The sequence below is a fragment of the Streptomyces sp. NPDC001902 genome, assembly GCF_042891295.1.
Lineage (GTDB): Bacteria > Actinomycetota > Actinomycetes > Streptomycetales > Streptomycetaceae > Actinacidiphila.
The window spans coordinates 23,943-44,464 of the sequence record NZ_JBIATA010000037.1 but is presented as its reverse complement, the minus strand read 5'-3'; the positions used below and the strand labels follow the sequence as shown (position 1 = coordinate 44,464).

Annotated in this window: 15 protein-coding genes and 3 pseudogenes; 6 read left to right on the top strand and 12 right to left on the bottom strand. The window is 72.6% G+C overall.

Features of this window, described 5'->3' with window-relative positions; translation table 11 throughout:
• Nucleotides 1-40 precede the first annotated feature (40 nt).
• Entirely contained in the window at nt 41-1,033 is a 993-nt protein-coding gene (locus tag ACFYYN_RS38910; protein WP_500322812.1) for a hypothetical protein, read from the bottom strand.
• 61 nt (nt 1,034-1,094) lie between these two features.
• Nucleotides 1,095-2,000: a LysR family transcriptional regulator gene (locus tag ACFYYN_RS38905; RefSeq protein WP_500549537.1), complete on the bottom strand. Its 906-nt coding sequence runs from the start codon at nt 1,998-2,000 to the stop codon at nt 1,095-1,097.
• 111 nt (nt 2,001-2,111) lie between these two features.
• On the opposite strand from ACFYYN_RS38905, the gene ACFYYN_RS38900 reads away from it, so the two are divergent.
• Nucleotides 2,112-3,113: an EamA family transporter gene (locus tag ACFYYN_RS38900; RefSeq protein WP_500549536.1), complete on the top strand. Its 1,002-nt coding sequence runs from the start codon at nt 2,112-2,114 to the stop codon at nt 3,111-3,113.
• A 10-nt stretch (nt 3,114-3,123) separates the two neighbouring features.
• On the opposite strand, the pseudogene ACFYYN_RS38895 reads toward ACFYYN_RS38900, so the two are convergent.
• From ACFYYN_RS38895 to ACFYYN_RS38885, 3 genes and pseudogenes are all read right to left on the bottom strand, one after another.
• Nucleotides 3,124-3,690: pseudogene (locus tag ACFYYN_RS38895) on the bottom strand (sugar phosphate isomerase/epimerase family protein); the annotation flags it as partial.
• Nucleotides 3,691-3,787: 97 nt separating this feature from the next.
• Complete coding sequence (locus ACFYYN_RS38890; protein ID WP_500437634.1) at nt 3,788-4,699, bottom strand: bifunctional helix-turn-helix transcriptional regulator/GNAT family N-acetyltransferase; 912 nt, start codon at nt 4,697-4,699, stop codon at nt 3,788-3,790.
• Nucleotides 4,700-4,805: 106 nt separating this feature from the next.
• The gene (locus tag ACFYYN_RS38885) at nt 4,806-5,912 is read right to left on the bottom strand and encodes a LacI family DNA-binding transcriptional regulator (protein WP_500549535.1); all 1,107 of its coding nucleotides are present in this window, start codon (nt 5,910-5,912) and stop codon (nt 4,806-4,808) included.
• 608 nt (nt 5,913-6,520) lie between these two features.
• Between ACFYYN_RS38885 and ACFYYN_RS38880 the strand changes: the two genes are divergently transcribed.
• From ACFYYN_RS38880 to ACFYYN_RS38870, 3 genes are read left to right on the top strand one after another with little or no spacing between them, the layout of a single operon-like run.
• Nucleotides 6,521-7,678 (top strand): Gfo/Idh/MocA family protein, encoded by a 1,158-nt coding sequence (locus ACFYYN_RS38880; protein ID WP_500549534.1) that lies wholly within the window; start codon nt 6,521-6,523, stop codon nt 7,676-7,678.
• Between the two features lie 2 nt (nt 7,679-7,680).
• A complete protein-coding gene (locus ACFYYN_RS38875; RefSeq protein WP_500549533.1) occupies nt 7,681-8,883 on the top strand; it encodes a dihydrodipicolinate synthase family protein in 1,203 nt (400 codons plus the stop codon).
• A 2-nt stretch (nt 8,884-8,885) separates the two neighbouring features.
• Nucleotides 8,886-9,737 carry a sugar phosphate isomerase/epimerase family protein gene (locus tag ACFYYN_RS38870; RefSeq protein ID WP_500549532.1) on the top strand — a complete coding sequence of 284 codons (852 nt, stop codon included), beginning with the start codon at nt 8,886-8,888 and terminating at the stop codon, nt 9,735-9,737.
• 244 nt (nt 9,738-9,981) lie between these two features.
• Here the strand turns inward: ACFYYN_RS38870 and ACFYYN_RS38865 are convergent, their stop codons facing one another.
• From ACFYYN_RS38865 to ACFYYN_RS38835, 7 genes and pseudogenes are all read right to left on the bottom strand, one after another.
• Nucleotides 9,982-10,425, bottom strand: a complete 444-nt coding sequence (locus ACFYYN_RS38865; protein WP_499511973.1) for a DUF937 domain-containing protein — start codon at nt 10,423-10,425, stop codon at nt 9,982-9,984.
• Between the two features lie 64 nt (nt 10,426-10,489).
• Nucleotides 10,490-10,879, bottom strand: coding sequence for a D-ribose pyranase (gene rbsD / locus ACFYYN_RS38860; RefSeq protein WP_499511972.1), 390 nt, complete (start codon nt 10,877-10,879; stop codon nt 10,490-10,492).
• Nucleotides 10,876-11,778, bottom strand: coding sequence for a ribokinase (gene rbsK, locus ACFYYN_RS38855; RefSeq protein ID WP_500356916.1), 903 nt, complete (start codon nt 11,776-11,778; stop codon nt 10,876-10,878). Before rbsK ends, rbsD begins: the two co-directional genes overlap by 4 nt.
• A gap of 43 nt (nt 11,779-11,821) precedes the next feature.
• Nucleotides 11,822-12,685 (bottom strand): annotated as a pseudogene (locus ACFYYN_RS38850) (D-ribose ABC transporter substrate-binding protein); the annotation flags it as partial.
• A gap of 134 nt (nt 12,686-12,819) precedes the next feature.
• Nucleotides 12,820-13,791, bottom strand: a pseudogene (locus ACFYYN_RS38845) (ABC transporter permease); the annotation flags it as partial.
• Nucleotides 13,781-15,301: a sugar ABC transporter ATP-binding protein gene (locus ACFYYN_RS38840; protein ID WP_500549558.1), complete on the bottom strand. Its 1,521-nt coding sequence runs from the start codon at nt 15,299-15,301 to the stop codon at nt 13,781-13,783. The pseudogene ACFYYN_RS38845 and the gene ACFYYN_RS38840, both read right to left, overlap by 11 nt.
• Before the next feature lie 26 nt (nt 15,302-15,327).
• Nucleotides 15,328-16,341 carry a LacI family DNA-binding transcriptional regulator gene (locus ACFYYN_RS38835; protein ID WP_500549531.1) on the bottom strand — a complete coding sequence of 338 codons (1,014 nt, stop codon included), beginning with the start codon at nt 16,339-16,341 and terminating at the stop codon, nt 15,328-15,330.
• 51 nt (nt 16,342-16,392) lie between these two features.
• Here ACFYYN_RS38835 and recD2 point away from each other — a divergent pair, with 51 nt between their 5' ends.
• Together recD2 and ACFYYN_RS38825 are read left to right on the top strand one after the other, a co-directional pair.
• Nucleotides 16,393-18,753, top strand: a complete 2,361-nt coding sequence (recD2, locus tag ACFYYN_RS38830) for an SF1B family DNA helicase RecD2 (protein ID WP_500549530.1) — start codon at nt 16,393-16,395, stop codon at nt 18,751-18,753.
• 131 nt (nt 18,754-18,884) lie between these two features.
• Nucleotides 18,885-20,174: a citrate synthase gene (locus tag ACFYYN_RS38825; RefSeq protein WP_499511968.1), complete on the top strand. Its 1,290-nt coding sequence runs from the start codon at nt 18,885-18,887 to the stop codon at nt 20,172-20,174.
• Nucleotides 20,175-20,522 lie beyond the last annotated feature (348 nt).

Here is a 20,522-nt window from a genome sequence, read left to right as displayed (position 1 = left end):
AGAAACCTTCAAGCAGACACGCTTAGCCGGAAAGTTATTGTCAGTCAATGAGTTGGGCACGCGCCGGGACGAGCCGGGACGGCACCGCGAGCACCGCCGCGTAGCGCTGGGTCTGGATGCAGCGGATGGTCTCGTCCCCGGTGGGGGACGCCGACAGCTCCCGCCGGCCGATGGTCAGGACGGCTCCGGTGGGCCGGCAGCCCGTCAGCAGGAAACCGAAGCGCCGCTCGTCACCGCGCCGCGGATGCCGTGCCAGTTGCTCGCGCAGAGCGGCGGCCCCCTTGCGGGGCAGACCGGCGAGGAAGGCCTCGAGCTGCCGGGACGAGGTGACCTCGGTGCTGCGGCGGCCGCCGGGCTCCCGGGTGTCCTCGAGACCGCCGAACGCCAGCGTGCTCCCCGGGGCGGGCGGATCGGCCCGCGGGTCCGTCTCCTGCGCGAAGCGCGGCCGCTTCGGCATCCGGTCGCGCGGCACCTCGAACACGGCCACCACCTGGTTGGCGACCAGGCACTGGCCCATCGGGGTCTGCGCGAGACCGAGCACCAGCCGGTCGCCGCTGCGGAAGAGGATCGCGTCCTTCGTGCTGTTGCAGCCGGTGGTGCGGCTCCAGGCGACCAGGACCGAGCGCGAGAAGTCGGTCCGTGCGGCGCGCTGGGCGATGGCGTCGGCGATCTGCGGCGCCGACTTCATGAAGTAGCCGGGGAACCGGCTCAGGTCGCGCTCGCCGTCGAGGACCGTGTGCACCGCGGGCACCCCGCGCGTGGTCTCGGTGAAGTACACGCGCCGGGTGGAGACCGCCCCGTTCCCAGGCGGGGACGCCGCGGTGGACGGTGCCGGGTCCGCGGGTGCGGAGGCCGCCGTGCCCGGGCCGGCGGGCACGGTGGTGATCGCGGAGGGGGCGGGGCCGCCACCCGCGCTGTCGGAGGGGGGCAGACCGGTGGCGGGCTGCTGCCGGCCGCATGCGGCGGAGAGCGTCGTCAGTGACGCAGCCAGCAGCGCGACCGACACCGCTTTGCGGAAGCTTCCCAGCAGCACGCCGGTTGGACGGGATCGGTACGGAAACGGTTCCCTGCGGGTGGATGACATCCGCCCATGGTCAGGCAACGACCCGGGGGTAGTGGACGCGCAACGCCCGAACCGTCTCCGTGATGGCCGGACGTCGCGACGCCCCGGTCCGCCACAAGGCGTACAGCCGCCGCACGGGCGCCGGCTCCAGCGGCACCACGACCACCCCGTCCGGAACCGGCCCGCGCCCCAGCCGCGGCACCAGCGCGATCCCCAGCCCGGCCGCCACCAGCGCCAGTTGCGTCTGGTACTCGGCGACCTGGAACGCCAGGTCCGGCTCGGTGCCCGCCTCCCGCAGGGTCCGCACCAGCCAGTCGTGGCACACGTGTCCGGGCGGTTGGCAGATCCACCGCTGGTCGACGACGTCCTCGCGGACCAGCGCCGCGCGGGTCGCCAGCGGATGCCCGGCGGGGACGAGCACGTCGCAGCGGTCCTCGCCGATCACCACCCGCTCCAGGCCCTCGGGCGCGGGCAGCGGGGCGATGTCCCAGTCGTGCACCACGGCCAGGTCGACGACGCCGCGGGAGACCAGGTCGACCGACAGGTGCGCGCCCTCCTCCACCAGCCGCAGTTCCAGCGACGGGTGGGCGGCCGTCAGCCCGGCCAGCACCTGCGGGAGCAGACCGCGCGCGGCGGTCGGGAAGGCGGCCATGGTCAGCCGCCCGGTGGGGCGGCCGCGCCGTTCCTCCAGCGCCACCTCGGCCCGCTCCACGATCGCCATCAGCTCCTGCGCGGTCTCCGCCAGCAACTGGGCCGCCTCGGTGAGCGCCACGCCGCGGCCCTGCCGCTCCAGGAGCGTCGTGCGGGTCTCCCGCTCCAGCTTCGCGATCTGCTGGGACACCGCGGACGCGGTGTAGCCGAGGGCCGTGGCCGCCGCCCCCACCGATCCGTGCACATGCACGGCGTGCAGCGCCCGCAGCCGGGCCAGGTCCAGCATCCGTTCACCTCGTCATCCCGTGCGCCGGAGGCGCACCGTTCAGCAACGCTGAAGCCGACAGTGCAGTAATGCTCGCTGGTGCTTAAGGGTACGGTGCCCAATGCTGGAGCGATGCGACCGGTACACCTCGCCCTCGCGGTCCTCGTCGCCGCGGTCTGGGGCGTCAACTTCGTGGTCATCGAGGTCGGGCTGGGCCACTTCCCGCCGCTGCTCTTCTGCGCCCTGCGCTTCCTCGTCGCCGCCGTGCCCGCGGTCTTCTTCGTCCGCCGGCCCGGCGTCGCGCTGCGCTGGATCGTGGCCGTCGGGCTCGTCCTCGGCGTCGCCAAGTTCGGCCTGCTCTTCATCGGCATGGACCAGGGCATGCCCGCCGGGCTGTCCTCCCTGGTGCTGCAGGTCCAGGCGGTCTTCACCGCCCTCCTCGCGGTCGCCCTGCTGGGCGAGCGGCCCGGCCGGCTGCGGATCGCGGGCATGGGCGTCGCGTTCGCGGGGATCGGCGTCGCCGCGTACGACGAGGGCACCTCGGGGCCGCTCGGCGCGTTCGTGCTGGTCGTCGCGGCCGCCGCCTTCTGGGGGCTGTCCAACGTCCTCACCCGGCGCGCCGCCCCGCCGGACGCGCTGAGCTGGATGGTCTGGGTCAGCCTCGTCCCGCCGCTGCCGCTGCTCGCCCTCTCCCTGGTCTTCGAGGGCCCCGCCGCGGACGCCGCCGCGCTGCGCGGCCTCGACTGGAGCGGCGCAGGCGCGATCGTCTACGTCGCCTGGGTCACCACCGTCTTCGGCTTCGGCGCCTGGGGTTTCCTGCTGCGGACGTACGACGCCTCCGCGGTGGCCCCGTTCTCCCTGCTCGTCCCGGTCTTCGGCATGACCTCGGCGGCCCTGCTGCTGGACGAGGGCGTCGGCCCGCTGCGCTGGGCGGCCGCCGTGCTGCTGGTGGGCGGCGTCGCCGTGACGTCGCTGGGCTCGCTCCGGGCGGGCGCCGGGCTCAGGCCGACTCACCGAGCAGCTGCAGCAGGTGCGAACGCCCCCGCGACAGCAGCTCCGGCAGCGCCCGGACCTGCGGGTACCAGAGCTTCTCGTACTCCCAGCACAGCCAGCCGTCCCAGCCCGCGCGGCTGAGCACCTCCACCGTGCCGGCGAGCGGCAGCGCCCCGTGGCCGAGCGGCAGCGGGGTGGTGTCCTGCGCCGAGGAGACGTCCTTGACCTGCACGTAGCCCAGGTAGGGGGCGAGCACCGGGTAGGTGTGCTCGGGCTGTTCGCCACCCAGCCAGGGGTGCATCACGTCCCACAGCGCACCCGCGTGGTGATGGCCCACCAGGCCCAGGATCCGCGCGACGTCCGCGCCGGTCCGGTGCGAGTCGTGGGTCTCCAGCAGCACCCGCACGCCCGCGTCCGCCGCCTCCGCGGCCACCGCCGCCAGCCGGCGGGCCGCCCGGGTGTCGGCGGCGTCCCCGTCGTCGTCACCGGCGCCGGGGAACACCCGTACGTAGGGGGCGCCGAGGTCGGCGGCGAGGCGTACGTGGTCGCGCAGGCCGCGCAGCGCCGGAGCGTCCTCACCCGGCGCTGCCACCTGCACGTAGGAGGCGACCGCCAGCACCGCGACACCGGAGCCCCGGAACTCCCCGGCCACGTCCGCGCGCTGCCGCTCCGTCAGGCCGCTGTGCACCGGCTCCTCGTGGCCCGCCCGCAGCTCCACGCCGTGGTAACCGTGCTCCGCGGCGAGCCGGACCACATCCGGCACGGGGAGCCCCGGCACGCCGAGGGTCGAGAACGCGAGCTTCACTTTTCGGACGTTACAGCACCAGCCGCCAGTCCTGCCCGACGAGATCGCGGCCGAAACTGCGGTGCGGCTCCTCCCCGACGAGCTCGAAACCGGCCGCCTCGTAGATCCGCCGGGCGGAGACCAGCACGTCGTTCGTCCACAGCACCAGCTCGCGGCGGCCGGTCGCGCGGGCGTGCCCGACGCAGGCGTCGACCAGCCGCCGGCCGATGCCGTGGCCCCGGGCGGCCGGGTCCACCAGCAGCAGGCGCAGCCGTGCCGTGCCGGGCTCGTCGGTGCGTACGCAGAAGACGCAGCCGGCGCGCTCGCCGTCCAGTTCGGCGATCCACGCCCGCTCGTGGCCGTCCGCGACGATCCGGGCGACGAGGGTCTCGTACTCGGCGTTCCAGCCGTACTCCTCGGCGTAGACCTCGGCATTGCGCTGGACCACCCAGCCGAGGTCACCGGGCCGCGGCTCGCGCAGCCGGACCCGCGGCCCGGGAGGTGTCCCTGTCGCGGCGGTACCGCCGAGGACGTCGCGGACGGTGCGCATGGCCTCCGTCAGGCGTTCGCGGTCGCCCGGGGCGAGCCCGCCGACCATGGTCGCGACGGCTTCCCGTGACCGGTCCTCCAGGAGCCGGGCGGCCTCGCGGCCGTCGGGGGTCAGCTCCACGCGCTGCCGTCGGGCGTCCCGTGGTGACGGCGCGCGGGTCACCAGTCCCCGCTCCCCGAAGGCCGCCAGCATCCGGCTGAGCTGCCCGGCGTCCACGGACAGGGCCGTGCGCAGGTCGGCGGCGTCCAGCCCGCCGCCGGCGGCGTGGGCGAGCTCGTACAGGACGCGGGCCTCGGTGAGGGTGTACGGGGTGTGCAGGTGGCGGCTGTAGTCGAGCGCGCCGATGAGGTTGGTGTAGAAGCGGTTGAACGCCCGGATCTCCTGGACGGCCACGGCGGGTTCCCCTCGCGGAAATTCTTTGACTGCGTCAAAGGTATCCGTGGGGCGTCGTTCTGGACAGGCGCCGGCGCGCCGGGTGTCCCGCCCGGCCCGGGATCTCTTATGTGCCGCTTCGCGGTGCCGCGGTCGAGGCCCGCACCATCAGCTCCGTCCGTACGGTCGCGAGGCCGCCCGGAGGGGGTGCCTGGCGGCCCATGACCAGGCGGCCGGCGCGGGCGCCCGCCTCCTGCAGCGGTATGCGCACTGTCGTGAGCGCGGGCGCGGCGTCCACGCTGAAGGGCAGGTCGTCGAAGCCGGCGACCGAGACGTCCTCGGGGATGCGCAGCCCGCGCTCGCGCAGCGCCGCGCAGACGCCGAGCGCCACCGTGTCGTTGGCGGCGACGACCGCGGTCAGCCCCCGCTCGCGGCGCAGCAGTTCCAGCGCCGCGTCGTACCCGGAGGAGCGGTCGTAGTAGCCGTGCACGGTGAGGCGGTCGAGCTCGGCGGGGGAGCCCGCGAGCCCGGCCTCGGTCAGGGCGGCACGGTGGCCCTCCAGGCGGTGCCGGGTGGTGCTGCGCTCCGCGGGGCCCGCGACGTAGCCGATGGTGCGGTGGCCGAGGGCCAGCAGGTGCTCGGTGAGGCGCTGCGCGCCGCCGCGGTTGTCGAAGGCGACGGTCATCACGGCGTCCGCGGCGGGGCCGGCCAGTTCGGCGAGTTCCGGCAGGGGCGGGCGCCCGCACAGGACGATCCGGGTGCCGGAGGCGGCGAGCCGGGCGAGGCGGGCGGCGACGGCGGCGCTGTGCCCGGTGCCTTCCACGGCGCCCCCGGTGAGCACCACGCCCGCGGCACGCTGCCGCTCCAGCAGGGTCAGGTAGTTGAGCTCGGCCTCGGGGGAGCCCCCGGTGTTGCAGACCACGGCGAGTTTCCCGGCGCCCGCGGGCAGCCCGGGCGGATGCTCGGTGCCGCCGCTGATCTCGCTCTGCACGGCGCTGGCAATGAGCCCGAAGAAGGGGTCGGCGACGTCGTTGACGAGTACCCCGACCAGGTCGGAGGTGGCGGCGGCCAGTGCGCGGGCGTGCCCGTTCACGACGTAGTCGAGGTCGTCGACGGCCCGCAGGACCCGCTCGCGCGTACTGCCCGCGACCGGGTAGTTGCCGTTCAGGACACGCGACACGGTTGCGGCGGACACTCCGGCGCGCGCCGCCACGTCGGCCAGGGTCACTGCCATCTTGTCTGTTTCCTCCGGGTCGGTCCTCCCCGGGCCGTCCGCCCGTAGCCGCACATGCTCTCACCTCGGGGGCCGGTGGGGGAGCGGAGTCGCACAGCACCTTGCGCAGGGCGTTCCACCGCCCTGGGGCCACTCTAGGGGAAAGCGCTTTCTGTCGTCATTCGGGAGCCAAGAGGTGCGACCGGGGCCGGGGGTCTGCCCCGGTCGCGATCCCGGTCCCGGCTTCCCCGTCGCGCGCGATCCGGTAGCGCCGAGGGTCCCGGCCTGGGAGGCGTGTTGGCGCTCGGGGGCGGTGGCCGCGGCCGAGCGCCCGTGCGGCGCCCCGCCGGCGACCCTCGTCGAGGGCCTCCTGGGGCGTCCGGCGCCCGCCGTCGCGGTTCCGCACACCCCGGCCACCGTGCGGGCCGGGGTGTGCGGGGCCGCCGGGGCGAGGGTGCCCCGCACGTGGCGGCGTCCCCGCACCCGGGACGATGTCTCCACGTCAGGCGGTGGGCAAGCGCTTTCTTCCCAAAGTCTTTCCCCTTGTCGAAGGTGTTCGGCGGCGGTTAGCGTAGAGCGAGGAAAGCGCTTGCTGCCGCTCGGCGCCCCGCCGGAGAGAGGAACCTCACGTGACACGCAGGACCGTGCGGATCGCCATGAACGGCGTCACCGGCCGTATGGGCTACCGCCAACACCTCGTCCGCTCGATCCTCGCCCTGCGCGAACAGGGCGGGATCGACCTCGGCGACGGCACCGTGCTGTGGCCCGAGCCCGTCCTCGTCGGCCGCCGCGAGCACGCGCTGCGCGCCCTCGCCGACCGCCACGGCCTGGACCCCGCCCTGGTCTCCACCGACCTGGACGCCGTGCTCGCCGACCCCGCCACCGAGATCTACTTCGACGCCCAGGTCACCGGTGCCCGCGAGGAGGCGATCACCAAGGCGATCGCCGCCGGCAAGCACATCTACACCGAGAAGCCCACCGCGACCGGTCTGGACGGAGCGCTGCGGCTGGCCCGCCTGGCCACCGCCGCCGGCGTCCGCCACGGCGTCGTCCAGGACAAGCTCTTCCTCCCCGGCCTGATCAAGCTCCGGCGGCTGGTCGACGGCGGCTTCTTCGGGCGGATCCTCTCCGTCCGCGGCGAGTTCGGCTACTGGGTCTTCGAGGGCGACTGGCAGTCCGCCCAGCGCCCCTCCTGGAACTACCGTGCCGAGGACGGCGGCGGCATCGTCGTCGACATGTTCCCGCACTGGGAGTACGTCCTGCACGAGCTGTTCGGCCGCGTGCTGTCCGTGCAGGCGCTCGCCACCACGCACGTGCCGCAGCGATGGGACGAGCAGCACAAGCCCTACGACGCCACGGCCGACGACGCCGCATACGGGATCTTCGAGCTCGAGGGCGGCGTGGTCGCCCAGGTCAACTCCTCCTGGGCCGTGCGTGTCCACCGGGACGAGCTGGTGGAGTTCCAGGTCGACGGCACCGAGGGCTCGGCCGTCGCGGGGCTGCGCACCTGCCGTGCCCAGCACCGCTCCGCCACCCCCAAGCCGGTCTGGAACCCCGACCTGCCCGCCACCGAGGTCTTCCGCGACCAGTGGCAGGAGGTCCCGGACAACGGCGAGTTCGTCAACGGCTTCAAGGCCCAGTGGGAGCTGTTCCTGCGCCACGTCCACCTCGACGAGCCCTACTCCTGGGACCTGCTGGCCGGTGCCCGCGGCGTACAGCTCGCGGAACTGGGCCTGAGGTCCTCCGCCGAGGGCCGCCGTCTCGACGTACCGGAGCTGACCCTGTGACCGTGACGCTCCTTCACCTCCCCACCGAGACGGGCGAGCTGTACGCCTACCGGCCGCGCACCGAGCCCGCGGCCCACGCCGGGGCCCCCGCGACGGCGGACGAGCCGCGCAGCCGCGTCGTCTATGCGGCGGCCCACGTCGTCGCCGACCCCTTCCGCACCGCGGCCGACCGGCCCGCCGCGCTGGACTGGGAGGCCACGCTGGCCTTCCGCCGTCACCTGTGGTCGCACGGACTCGGCGTCGCCGAGGCCATGGACACCGCCCAGCGCGGCATGGGCCTGGACTGGGCCGGGGCCGCCGAACTGATCCGCCGCTCCTCGGCCGAGGCCCGTGCCGAGGGCGGCCGTATCGCCTGCGGCGTGGGCACCGACCAACTGGCGTCCACCGAGTTCGGCCACCCCTACGGCCTCACGGAGATCCGGGCCGCCTACGAGGAGCAGCTCGCCGTCGTCGAGGACGCCGGCTCGCGGGCCGTCCTCATGGCCTCCCGTGCGCTGGCCGCCGTCGCCAAGGGGCCCGACGACTACCTGGAGGTCTACGGCCACCTCCTGCGCCAGGCCGCCGGGCCTGTCGTGCTGCACTGGCTGGGCCCGATGTTCGACCCCGCACTGGAGGGTTACTGGGGCAGTACGGACCTGGACGCGGCCACGAGCACCTTCCTCGAGGTGGTCGCCGCCCACCCAGGCAAGGTCGACGGCGTCAAGATCTCCCTGCTCGACGCCGGGCGCGAGGTCGAGCTGCGCCGCCGCCTCCCCGACGGCGTGCGCTGCTACACCGGCGACGACTTCCACTATCCCGAGCTGATCGCCGGCGACGACCGGGGCTTCAGCCACGCCCTGCTCGGCGTCTTCGATCCGCTCGCGCCGCTCGCCGCCCGGGCCGTGCGCCTGCTGGACGACGGCGACCCCGGCGACCCCGCTGGCACCGGTGGCACGGCGGGCTTCCGGGCGCTGCTCGACCCCACCGTCGAGCTGTCCCGCCACCTCTTCGGCGCCCCGACCCGCCACTACAAGACGGGTGTCGTCCTCCTCGCCTGGCTGGCCGGCCACCAGTCGCACTTCACGATGGTCGGTGGTCTCCACTCGGCACGCTCCCTCCCCCATCTGGCCCGCGCCTACGAACTGGCCGACCGGATCGGGCTGTTCCCCGACCCGGCGCTCGCCGCGTCCCGTATGAGCCGGCTCCTCTCCGTGTACGGAGTGTGACATTGCGTACTGACAACCGGACCTGCGGCGACCTCGCCCGGCTCAGCATCAACCAGGAGACCGTGCGGCAACTGCCCCTCCCCGAGCTGGTCGAGGGGCTGGTGACGCTCGGTGTCCCCGGCGTCGGACTGTGGCGCGGGCCGGTGCGGGAGTATGGCGTCGAGGCGACCGCGAAGCTGGTGCGCGGAGCCGGGCTCACGGTCACCACGCTCTGTCGTGGCGGCTTCTTCACCGCCTCCGACCCTCACGAGCGCGCCGCAGCGCTCGCCGACAACCGGGCGGCCCTGGACGAGGCGGCGGCCCTGGGCACCGGCACCCTCGTCCTGGTCTCCGGCGGCCTCCCGGCCGGGGACCGCGACATCGCCGGCGCCCGTGAACGCGTCGCCGACGCGGTCGCCGAGCTCGCCCCGTACGCGCGGGAACGCGGAGTGCGCCTGGCGATCGAGCCGCTGCACCCGATGTACGCCTCCGACCGCTGTGTCGTGTCGACCCTCGGCCAGGCACTGGACATCGCCGAGCGCTTCCCCGCGGAGCAGGTCGGCGTGGTCGTGGACACCTACCACCTGTGGTGGGACGACCGGGCGGCCGGCGGCATCGCCCGGGCCGGCGCCGGCGGCCGGATCGCCTCGTTCCAGCTCGCCGACTGGGTCACCCCGCTCCCCGAGGGGGTGCTCCTGGGCCGCGGCCAGCTCGGCGACGGCTGCGTCGACCTGCGCGGGTTCCGCGAGCGGGTGGACGCCGCCGGCTACGCGGGAGCCGTCGAGGTGGAGATCTTCAACCCCGCGCTGTGGGCGCGCGACGGGGCCGAGGTGCTGGCCGAGACGGCCGACAGGTACCGCCGGCACGTGCTTTGAGAAATCTCTGGAAATTTCTTCCGGAAGCCGTGCAACCATCCCCCGGGCCGGTGTGTCTATGTAGCGTCAAGACCCAGAGGGGGGCCTCGCAAGGGTCTTGAGTGGGGGAGAGCGCGGCACCCGGAGGGGGCTCGGGGTCTCGCGCAGAGGGAGGGGAACGCCAAAGGGGTCCGGCTCAGCCGGACCCCTTTCGCCATGTCCGACCACTTGCCGTCGCTCGCCCGGTCCGCCGCTCCGCCGCGGTTCAGCGTTTCTCGCGGGCGCGCCGGGCCAGCACGGACGCCATCACGGGGATCAGCGTCTCCAGCGCCGCCGTGACCGCCTCGACCGGGAGGCCGGTCCGCTTGGCCACCGCCCGCGCCGCCGGGGCGGCCACCTTGGCCAGGACGGCCGCCAGCACCCCACGGCCCGGTTCCGGTCCCGTACCGCCCTGCACCCCGGCGAAGCCGACGGCGGCCGCGGGCAGCGGCTCGGGCTCGTTCGCGGCCTGCTCCATGGCCTGGCACAGCTCCGCGGTGCCGCCGGGCGTCACCGCGTCGTCGGTCAGCACCCCCGTGATCGAGGCCACCGCGCTCCCCACGACCCGCTGCGCCTGTCCGGCGTCGGTCCCGAGCAGCTCGGTGATCTCCCGGAGCCGGTCGTCCCCCAGCTCCTCCAGCACCTCGTCCTTCAGCGGTCGGTCGCTCATGGTCGGGACGCTACGCGCGAATCGCCCGCCCGGCCCGCCGACCGCAGCCGGACGGATGTACGCGCTAGAAGGGCACGCCGCAGCGCAGGATGACGTTGGCGTACGGCCGGGACTCGCCGGTGCGGACGACCAGGCGGGCCTGCCGGGTGCGGGCCTTGAACTCCTCGTGCGGCACCAGTTCCAGGTCCGGGAAGGCACCGTCGAGCTGGGCGGTCACCTCGGGATTGTGCTCGCGGACCTCCTTGGCCGCGATCGCCCCCTCCACCACGAGCTCCTCCAGCAGGCCGTCGAGGACCTCGGAGAAGGACGGCGTGCCGGCCCGGAAGGCGAGGTCGACGACGATCGGCCCGGGAGGGATCGGGAGCCCCGCGTCGCAGACCACGACCAGGTCGGTGTGGCCCAGCACGGCGAGGGCGCCCGCGAGATGGCGGTTGAGGATTCCGGACTTCTTCACAGCTGACCCACTTCTTCGAGGGTGGGGAAGGATTCCTGCGCACCCGGCTTCGTGACGGCGGCGGCGCCCACCCGCACCGCGAACCGCACGGCGGTCACCAGGTCGTCGCCCGCGCCGAGCCGCCAGGCCAGCGCCCCCGTGAAGGAGTCGCCGGCGCCGGTGGTGTCGACGGCCACCACTCGCGGGCTCGGTATGCGCACGGTGCCGTCGGGCGTCGCGGCGAGCGCGCCCGCCCCACCGAGCGTGACGACCACCGAGCGCGGGCCGAGGGCGAGCAGCCCCGCCGCCCACGCCTCAGGGGTGTCCCCGGCGTCCGCGCCCAGCAGGACGCGGGCCTCGTGCTCGTTGACCACGAGCGGGTCGCAGCCGGCGAGCACCTCCCGGGGCAGTGCCGCGGGCGGCGAGGGGTTCAGTACGACCCGCGTCCCGGCCTCCGTGGCCGTCGCCACCGCGGCGGCCACGGACTCCAGGGGGATCTCCAGTTGCAGCGAGATCACCCGGGCGGCGGCCAGCAGCTCGCGCGCCCCGGTCACGTCCGCCGCGGTGAGCCGGGCGTTGGCGCCCGGCGACACCACGATGCTGTTGTCACCCGAGGGGTCCACGGTGATCAGCGCGACCCCCGTGGGGGTGTCGCCGCCGAGGACGCCGGTGGTGTCGACGCCGGCCGATCTCAGCGAGCCGGTGAGCAGCCGCCCGTGGGCGTCGTCGCCGACCCGCGCGAGGAGCGCCGTGCGCGCGCCCAGGCGGGCCGCGGCGACGGCCTGGTTGGCCCCCTTGCCACCGGGGTGGGTGGCGAGGTCCGAGCCGAGGACCGTCTCGCCGGCCGCCGGGCGGCGGTCGACATGGATCACCAGGTCGGCGTTGGCCGACCCTACGACCAGCAGGTCGTAGCCGTGCATCTGCGTGTTCCCTTCGGGGGTCCTGCCGTACCGGTGCGGTCTGTCAGGAGGAGAAGTCGGCGACGTTCTTCTCGGTGACGACCTTGACCGGAACCTTCACCAGGCTGCCGAGCTTCTCGCCCTTGGCCGCCTTCACCGCGTTCTGCACGGCCAGCTTGCCGAGCTCCTTCGGCTGCTGTGCCACGGAGGCGGTCAGGGTGCCGGCCTTGACCGCGGTGAGGCCGTCGGGGGTGCCGTCGAAGCCGACGACCTTGACCGACTTGCCGGCCTTGTCGCCGAGCGCCTTGATCGCACCGAGGGCCATCTCGTCGTTCTGGGCGAAGACGCCGGTGACGTCGGAGTGGGCCTGCAGCAGGTTGGTCATGACGTCCAGGCCCTTGGTGCGGTCGAAGTCGGCGGCCTGCTGGGCCACGACCTTGATGCCCGGGTAGGCCTTGATGCCCTCGTTGAAGCCCTGGCCGCGCTCGTTGGCCGCGGAGGTGCCGGCGGTGCCCTGGAGGACCACGACGGTGCCCTTGCCGCCCAGCGAATCGGCCAGGGTCTTGGCGGCGAGCCGGCCGCCCTCGACGTTGTCGGAGGCGACGGTGGTGGCGAGCTCGGCCTTGTTGACGCCGCGGTCGGCCGCGACGACGGGGATGCCGGCCTTGTTGGCGGCCTTCACCGAGGGACCGGCCGCGTCGGAGTCCACCGGGTTGACGATGATCGACTTCACGTTCTGGCTGGTGAAGTTCTGCAGCTGGTTGGCCTGCTGCGACGCGTCGTTCTGCGCGTCGGTGACGGTCAGGTCGACGCCCTCCTTCTTCGCCTCGGCCTGCGCGCCCTCCTTCAGCTGCACGAAGAACGGGTTGTTGAGGGTGGAGACCGACAGGCCCACCTTCACGTCGGAGGACGAGCCGGAGCCGGAGTTGCAGGCGGTCGCGGTGAGCGCCAGGGCGGCGACGGCGACGGTGGTGGCGGAGATGAGCTTGGTGCGCATGGTGGTTCCTTGCTGGTGCGGTGCGGAGAAGAGGAGGGGGGTCTGTGGTGCGCGCGGCACGGTCAGGCGCGGCGGCGCAGGGTGTCGAGCAGGACGGCCAGCGCGATGACCGCGCCGATGACGACCTGCTGCCAGAAGGCGGATACCGACAGCAGGTTGAGGCCGTTGCGGAGGACGGCGAGGATCAGCGCGCCGATCAGGGTGCCGGACGCCTTGCCGACGCCGCCGGAGAGGCTGGCGCCGCCGATGACGACCGCCGCGATGGCGTCCAGCTCGTAGCCGTAGGCGGCCTGCGGCTGGGCCGAGGCGAGACGGGAGGCGAGCACGATGCCCGCGACCGCCGCGAAGAGGCCGGACAGCGCGTAGATGATGATCTTCTGGCGCTTGACGCGGATGCCGGAGAGGCGGGCCGCCTCCTCGTTGCCGCCGATCGCGTACATGGCGCGGCCTATGTAGGTGCGGCCGAGGATGATCGCCGTGGCGGCGCCCGCGACGATCATCACCAGGACCGGGACGGGCAGCCAGCCGCCGATGGTGTCGCCCAGGTGGGAGACGGAGTCGGGGAAGGCGATGGGGCTGCCCTGGGAGATGACCAGGGTGAGGCCGCGGCCGATCGACAGCATGGCGAGGGTCGCGATGAACGGCGGCAGCTTGCCGAAGGAGATCAGCAGGCCGCTCAGCAGACCGCTGGCCACACCCGTGGCGACGGACAGCACGACCGCCAGCCACACCGGCAGGCCCGCCGAACTCGCGCTCCAGGCCAGCACCGTCGCGGAGAGCGCCGCGACCGAGCCCACCGACAGGTCGATGCCGGCCGCCACGATCACGAAGGTGGAGCCGAAGGCGAGGATGGCGACGACGGCCGCCTGGACGCCGACGTTGAGCAGGTTCTGCGTGGACAGGAAGTCGCCCGACAGGAACGACAGTGCCACCAGCAGGACCACCAGGGCGCTGAGCGCGCCGTTGTTGAGGAGCACACGGCGCGCCGCGGCGACGCCGCCCGTGTCCGTACTGCTTTTGATCGTGTCAGTGGCCACGGGAGCCCTCCACATCCTTCGTTGCTGTTGTGTTGCCGCCCTCGGCGGGCGCTGTGCCGACGGCCAGGGCCATGACGGAGTCCTGGGTGGCCTCGTGCGCGGGGAGTTCACCGGCGATCCGGCCCTGGGACATCACCAGGACGCGGTCGCTCATGCCCAGCACCTCGGGGAGGTCGCTGGAGATCATCAGCACCGCGTGGCCGGAGGCCGTGAGCTGGTTGACGAGTTGGTAGATCTCGACCTTGGCGCCGACGTCGATGCCCCGGGTCGGCTCGTCGAGGATGAGCACCTTGGTGTCGGCCAGCAGCCATTTGCCGATGACGATCTTCTGCTGGTTGCCGCCCGACAGGGTGCGCACGTGCTGGTGGAGCCCGGCCATGCGGACCTTGAGCTGCCCCGAGATCCGGTCGGCCGCCTTGCGCTGCCCGGCCCGGTCGACGAACCCGGCGCGGGTGGACCGGGCGAGCGTGACCAGCCCCAGGTTCTCCTGGATGGTGGCGTCCAGCACCAGGCCCTGGCCCTTGCGGTCCTCCGGCACCAGGCCGATGCCCGCGTCCATGGCGGCGTTGACGTCGTGGCGGCGCAGCCGCTTGCCCAGCACCTCGACCGTCCCGGAGTCGTACGGGTCGGCGCCGAAGACCGCGCGGACGACCTCGGTGCGCCCGGCGCCGACGAGCCCGGCCAGGCCGACGACCTCGCCGGCCCGCACCTCGAAGCTCACGTCGTGGAAGACGCCGCCCCGGGTGAGGCCCTCGACCCGCAGCAGGGGCGCGCCCGCTTCGGCGCGCTCGCGCGGGTACTGCTGCTCGATGCTGCGGCCCACCATCAGCCGGACCAGCTCGTCCTCGGGGGTGCTCGCGGGCACCTGGGAGACGCTGCGGCCGTCACGCAGGACGGTCACGCGGTCGCCGAGCGCGGCGATCTCCTCCAGGTGGTGGGTGATGAAGACGATGCCGACGCCGTCCTCGCGCAGCTTGCGCACGATCCGGAAGAGCTTGTCGACCTCCTCGCTGGTGAGCACCGCGGTCGGCTCGTCCATGATCAGGACGCGCGTCTCCAGGCTGAGCGCCTTGGCGATCTCCACCATCTGCAGGCGGGCGATGCCCAGTTCGGAGACCGGGGTGCGCGGGTCGACGTCGACGCCGACCCGGGCCAGCAGGGCGGCGGCGTCCGCGTTCATCTGCTTGCGGTTCACCAGGCCGAGTCGGCGCGGCTGGCGGCCCAGGAAGATGTTCTCGGCGACGCTCAGCGCCGGGACGAGGTTGAACTCCTGGTAGATGGTCGCGATGCCCAGCTTCTCGGCGTCCTGCGCACCATGGATGCGCACCTCCGCGCCGTCGACGAGGATCCGGCCCCCGTCGGGGCGGTTGGCGCCGGAGAGCATCTTGATCAGGGTGCTCTTGCCCGCGCCGTTCTCGCCGAGCAGGACGTGCACCTCGCCTCCGCGCAGGTCGAAGTCGACGCCGTCGAGGGCCACCACACCGGGGAAGACCTTGCGGACGCCCTCCATGCGGAGGAGCTCGGGGCTGCTCGTGCTCAACGGGAACTCCCTTCGGACGCGCCGCAGGAGCGGCGGACAACGAGACGGGCGGACACGGTGACCGACGGCGCCGGCCTGCCCTCCACCCGGTCGATCAGCGAGCGCACGGCCGCCCGGCCGAGCTCGCCGGTGGGCTGGGCGATGGCGGTGATCGGCGGATCGGTGTGGAGGAACCACGGGATGTCGTCGAACGCGGCGAGCGCGATGTCGTCGGGCACGCGCAGGCCGCGGGCGCGGATCTCGTCCATGGCGCCGAGCGCCATCAGGTTGTCCGCGGCGAAGACCACGTCGGGCGGGACCGGCAGGTCCAGGAAGCGGGCGGTGGCCCTGCGGCCGCTGTCCGCCTGGAAGTCGCCCTGGCCTATGTACTCGTCGGGCAGCTCCAGACCGAAGGCGGCAAGCGCCTCACGGAAGGCCCGCACCCGCTCGCGGCCCGTCGTGGTCGCGGCGGGGCCCGCGATGATCGCCAGCCGGCGGTGGCCCAGGCCGTGGAGGTGGGCCACCAGGTCGCGTACCGCGTCGCAGCCGTCGGTGCGGATCACCGGGACGTCGTTGCCGACACCGGGGATCCAGCGGTCGACGAAGACCATCGGGGTGCCGGAGAGCACCGCGTCCAGGATCAGCGGGGAACCGCCGTCGGTGGGGCTGACCAGCAGCCCGTCGATGCGGCGGTCCAGCAGCGTGCGGATGTGGTGGTCCTGCTGCTCCGGCCGCTCGTCGGCGTTGCCGATGATCACGCTGTAGCCCAGTGCCCTGGCCTCGTCCTCCACCGAGCGGGCGAGCTCGGTGAAGAAGGGGTTCAGCACGTCGCTGATGACCAGGCCGAGGGTCCGGGTCTGGTCGGTGCGCAGCGAGCGCGCCACCGCGTTGGGCCGGTAGCCGAGCTCGGCCACGGCCTCCAGCACCCGGGTGCGGGTGCCCGGGCGGACCGCCGGGTGGTCGTTGAGCACGCGGGAGACCGTCGCGACGGAGACACCCGCGCGTGATGCCACGTCCTTGATGCTCGCCACCCGTCCCACCTCCTCGTGGAATCGATTACAAAGAGGATTGGAATCGATTACATGCTCCAGGGCAAGAGCACGAAACCGGATCGTTACATTCCGGGACCCCGTCGGGCGGAGTTGTCCACAGCCCTCGGCGGCCTGTCGGGGCCGGGCGGTACCGTCGGATCACATCGCAGATCCGGGGAGGTGGCCCGCGCCGTGGGGGAGTTGAGACTGGCCGTCGTCGAGGGCGTCCTCGAACGGATCACGTACGCCAACGAGGAGAACGGGTACACGGTCGCCCGGGTCGACACCGGCCGCGGTGCCAACGATCTGCTGACCGTGGTCGGCTCGCTGCTCGGCGCCCAGCCGGGCGAGTCGCTGCGCATGGAGGGCCGTTGGGGCTCCCATCCGCAGTACGGCAAGCAGTTCACCGTGGAGAACTACACCACCGTCCTCCCGGCCACGATCCAGGGCATACGGCGCTACCTCGGCTCCGGGCTGATCAAGGGCATCGGCCCGCGGATCGCCGAGCGGATCGTCGAGCACTTCGGCACCGACACCCTGGAGGTCATCGAGCGGGAGCCCGCGCGGCTGGTGGAGGTCCCGGGCCTGGGCCCCAAGCGCACCAAGCTGATCGGCGCCGCCTGGGAGGAGCAGAAGGCGATCAAGGAGGTCATGGTCTTCCTCCAGGGCGTCGGCGTGTCCACCTCGATCGCGGTGCGGATCTACAAGGAGTACGGGGACTCCTCGATCTCCGTGGTGAAGAACCAGCCCTACCGGCTGGCGGCCGACGTCTGGGGCATCGGCTTCCTCACCGCCGACCGCATCGCGCGGGCCGTCGGCATCCCGCACGACAGCCCCGAGCGCGTCAAGGCCGGTCTCCAGTACGCCCTGTCGCAGGCGACCGACAGCGGCAACTGCTTCCTGCCCGAGGAGCAACTGCTGTCGGACGCCGTGAAGCTGCTCCAGGTGGACACCGGTCTGGTCATCGACTGCCTCGCGGAGCTGGCCGGCGAGGAGGGCGTGGTCATCGAGCCCGTGCCCGCCCCCGACGGCGGTGGCGACCCGGTGCGCGCGGTCTACCTGGTGCCCTTCCACCGGGCGGAGATCTCCCTGGCCGGCTCGCTGCTGCGGCTGCTGCGCGGCACGGAGGACCGGATGCCCGGCTTCCGTGACGTGGACTGGGACAAGGCGCTGACCTGGCTCGCCGAGCGGACGGGCGCGGACCTCGCCCCCGAGCAGCAGTTGGCGGTGCGGCTGGCGCTCACCGAGAAGGTCGCCGTGCTGACCGGCGGCCCGGGCTGCGGCAAGTCCTTCACCGTCAAGTCCGTGGTGGCCCTGGCGCGGGCGAAGAAGGCCAAGGTCGTACTGGCCGCGCCCACCGGCAGGGCGGCCAAGCGGCTGGCCGAGCTCACCGGGGCCGAGGCCTCGACGGTCCACCGGCTGCTGGAGCTCAAGCCGGGCGGGGACGCCGCGTACGACCGGGAGCGGCCCCTGGACGCCGACCTGGTCGTCGTCGACGAGGCCTCGATGCTCGACCTGCTGCTGGCGAACAAGCTGGTCAAGGCCGTGCCTCCGGGGGCCCACCTGCTCTTCGTCGGTGACGTCGACCAGCTGCCCAGCGTCGGTGCCGGCGAGGTGCTGCGCGATCTGCTGGCCGAGGGCGGCCCGGTCCCGTCGGTCCGGCTGACCCGCATCTTCCGGCAGGCCCAGGAGTCCGGCGTGGTGACCAACGCGCACCGGATCAACTCCGGAGCGCACCCGGTCACCCAGGGGCTGGACGACTTCTTCCTCTTCGTGGAGGAGGACGGCGAGGAGACGGCCCGGCTCACGGTGGACGTGGCGGCCCGCCGCATCCCGCGCCGGTTCGGCCTCGACCCGCGCCGTGACGTCCAGGTGCTCGCCCCCATGCACCGCGGCCCCGCGGGCGCCGGCGTGCTGAACGGCCTGCTGCAGCAGGCCGTCACCCCGGCCCGCCCCGACCTGCCGGAGCGGCGCTTCGGTGGCCGCACCTTCCGTGTGGGCGACAAGGTGACGCAGATCAGGAACAACTATGAAAAAGGCGCCAACGGAGTCTTCAATGGAACGGTGGGGGTCGTCACCTCCCTGGACGCCGTGGAGCAGCGGCTCACCGTACTGACCGACGAGGACGAGGAGATTCCTTACGACTTCGACGAGCTGGACGAGCTGGCGCACGCCTACGCGGTGACGATCCACCGGTCACAGGGCAGCGAGTATCCCGCCGTGGTGATCCCTGTCACCACCGGGGCGTGGATGATGCTCCAGCGGAACCTGCTGTATACCGCCGTTACCCGGGCAAAGCGATTGGTCGTGCTCGTGGGTTCGCGCAAGGCGATCGGCCAGGCGGTGCGCACCGTCTCCGCAGGCAGACGCTTCACGGCACTCGACCACCGGCTGGCGCGGGCGGCAAAATAGGCACTGGGTGCCATCATTCGGCTCCCCGACCGACCCCGAGTGCACGTGGCCACGCCAAATGGGGGACAGTAGGGGTAGTCAGGGCACCTACCAACCTCGAAGAAGAGGCACGACGTCGGTGAGGGAATGACGTGAGCGACAACTCTGTAGTACTGCGGTACGGGGACAGCGAGTACAGCTACCCGGTGATCGAGGGCACCGTTGGGGACAACGGCTTCGACATCGGCAAGCTGCGCGCCAACACCGGCCTGGTCACCCTGGACAGCGGCTACGGCAACACCGCGGCCTACAAGTCCGCGATCACCTACCTCGACGGCGAGCAGGGAATCCTCCGCTACCGCGGCTACCCCATCGAGCAGATCGCCGAGCGCGGCACCTTCCTGGAGACCGCGTACCTTCTCATCAACGGTGAGCTCCCCACCGTCGACGAGCTCGCCGCCTTCCGCGGCGACATCACGCAGCACACGCTCCTCCACGAGGACGTCAAACGGTTCTTCCAGGGCTTCCCGCGGGACGCCCACCCGATGGCGATGCTGTCCTCCGTGGTCAGCGCGCTGTCGACCTTCTACCAGGACAGCCACAACCCGTTCGACGAGAAGCAGCGCTACCTCTCGACGATCCGGCTCATCGCCAAGCTGCCGACGATCGCCGCGTACGCCTTCAAGAAGTCGGTCGGCCACCCCTTCGTCTACCCGCGCAACGACCTCGGCTACGTCGAGAACTTCCTGCGGATGACCTTCGCCGTGCCCGCCGAGGAGTACGAGCTCAACCCGGTCGTCGTCGACGCCCTGGACAAGCTCCTCATCCTCCACGCGGACCACGAGCAGAACTGCTCCACCTCCACCGTGCGCCTGGTCGGCTCCTCGCAGGCCAACCTGTTCGCGTCGATCTCCGCCGGCATCAACGCCCTGTGGGGCCCGCTGCACGGCGGCGCCAACCAGAGCGTGCTGGAGATGCTGGAGTCCATCCAGGCCGACGGCGGCGACGTGGACGCCTTCATCCGCAAGGTGAAGAACAAGGAGGACGGCGTCCGTCTGATGGGCTTCGGCCACCGGGTCTACAAGAGCTTCGACCCCCGGGCCAAGATCATCAAGTCCGCGGCGCACGACGTGCTCTCCGCCCTCGGCAAGTCCGACGAGCTGCTGGACATCGCGCTGAAGCTCGAGGAGCACGCGCTCAGCGACGACTACTTCGTCTCGCGCAACCTCTACCCGAACGTCGACTTCTACACCGGTCTGATCTACCGGGCCATGGGCTTCCCGAGCACGATGTTCACGGTGCTGTTCGCGCTCGGCCGGCTCCCCGGCTGGATCGCCCAGTGGCACGAGATGATCACCGAGCCGGGTTCCCGGATCGGCCGTCCGCGCCAGGTCTACACGGGCATCGTCGAGCGGGACTACGTCCCGGTCGAGGCCCGCTGACGCGAGCGCCCCGCACGCAGAGAAACGCCCCGCGCCGAATCCCCCCACGGGTTCGGCACGGGGCGCTCCTGTTTCCCGGAGCGGATCCCCCCACGGGTCCGTACCGGGCGTTCTTTGGGTGCGCTCGCCCAGCCGGGACCAAGCACCCGGGAGGGCCGCTCAAAGCTCTCCGGGCAGTTCGCCCCGGCATGGCGACCGGGCTGTCCCCCAAAGACAACCCGCTCATCATCTCACCGAGTCCGCCGGGAGCCCGGTGTCTTCGCCGGGTTAGACCCCCTCGTAAACCAAAAGGTTACGTTCCAGCCAGTGTGATCTCGGTCTCGGCTACGCATCTCCTACGCCATCCGC

Coding starts and splice junctions, on each gene's coding strand:
- ACFYYN_RS38905 (WP_500549537.1), bottom strand. CDS start 2,000: ATGCTGGACCTGGCCCGGCTGCGGGCGCTGCACGCCGTGCATGTGCAC.
- ACFYYN_RS38900 (WP_500549536.1), top strand. CDS start 2,112: ATGCGACCGGTACACCTCGCCCTCGCGGTCCTCGTCGCCGCGGTCTGG.
- ACFYYN_RS38885 (WP_500549535.1), bottom strand. CDS start 5,912: ATGGCAGTGACCCTGGCCGACGTGGCGGCGCGCGCCGGAGTGTCCGCC.
- ACFYYN_RS38865 (WP_499511973.1), bottom strand. CDS start 10,425: ATGAGCGACCGACCGCTGAAGGACGAGGTGCTGGAGGAGCTGGGGGAC.
- rbsK (WP_500356916.1), bottom strand. CDS start 11,778: ATGCACGGCTACGACCTGCTGGTCGTAGGGTCGGCCAACGCCGACCTG.
- ACFYYN_RS38840 (WP_500549558.1), bottom strand. CDS start 15,301: ATGGAGGGCGTCCGCAAGGTCTTCCCCGGTGTGGTGGCCCTCGACGGC.
- recD2 (WP_500549530.1), top strand. CDS start 16,393: ATGCTCCAGGGCAAGAGCACGAAACCGGATCGTTACATTCCGGGACCC.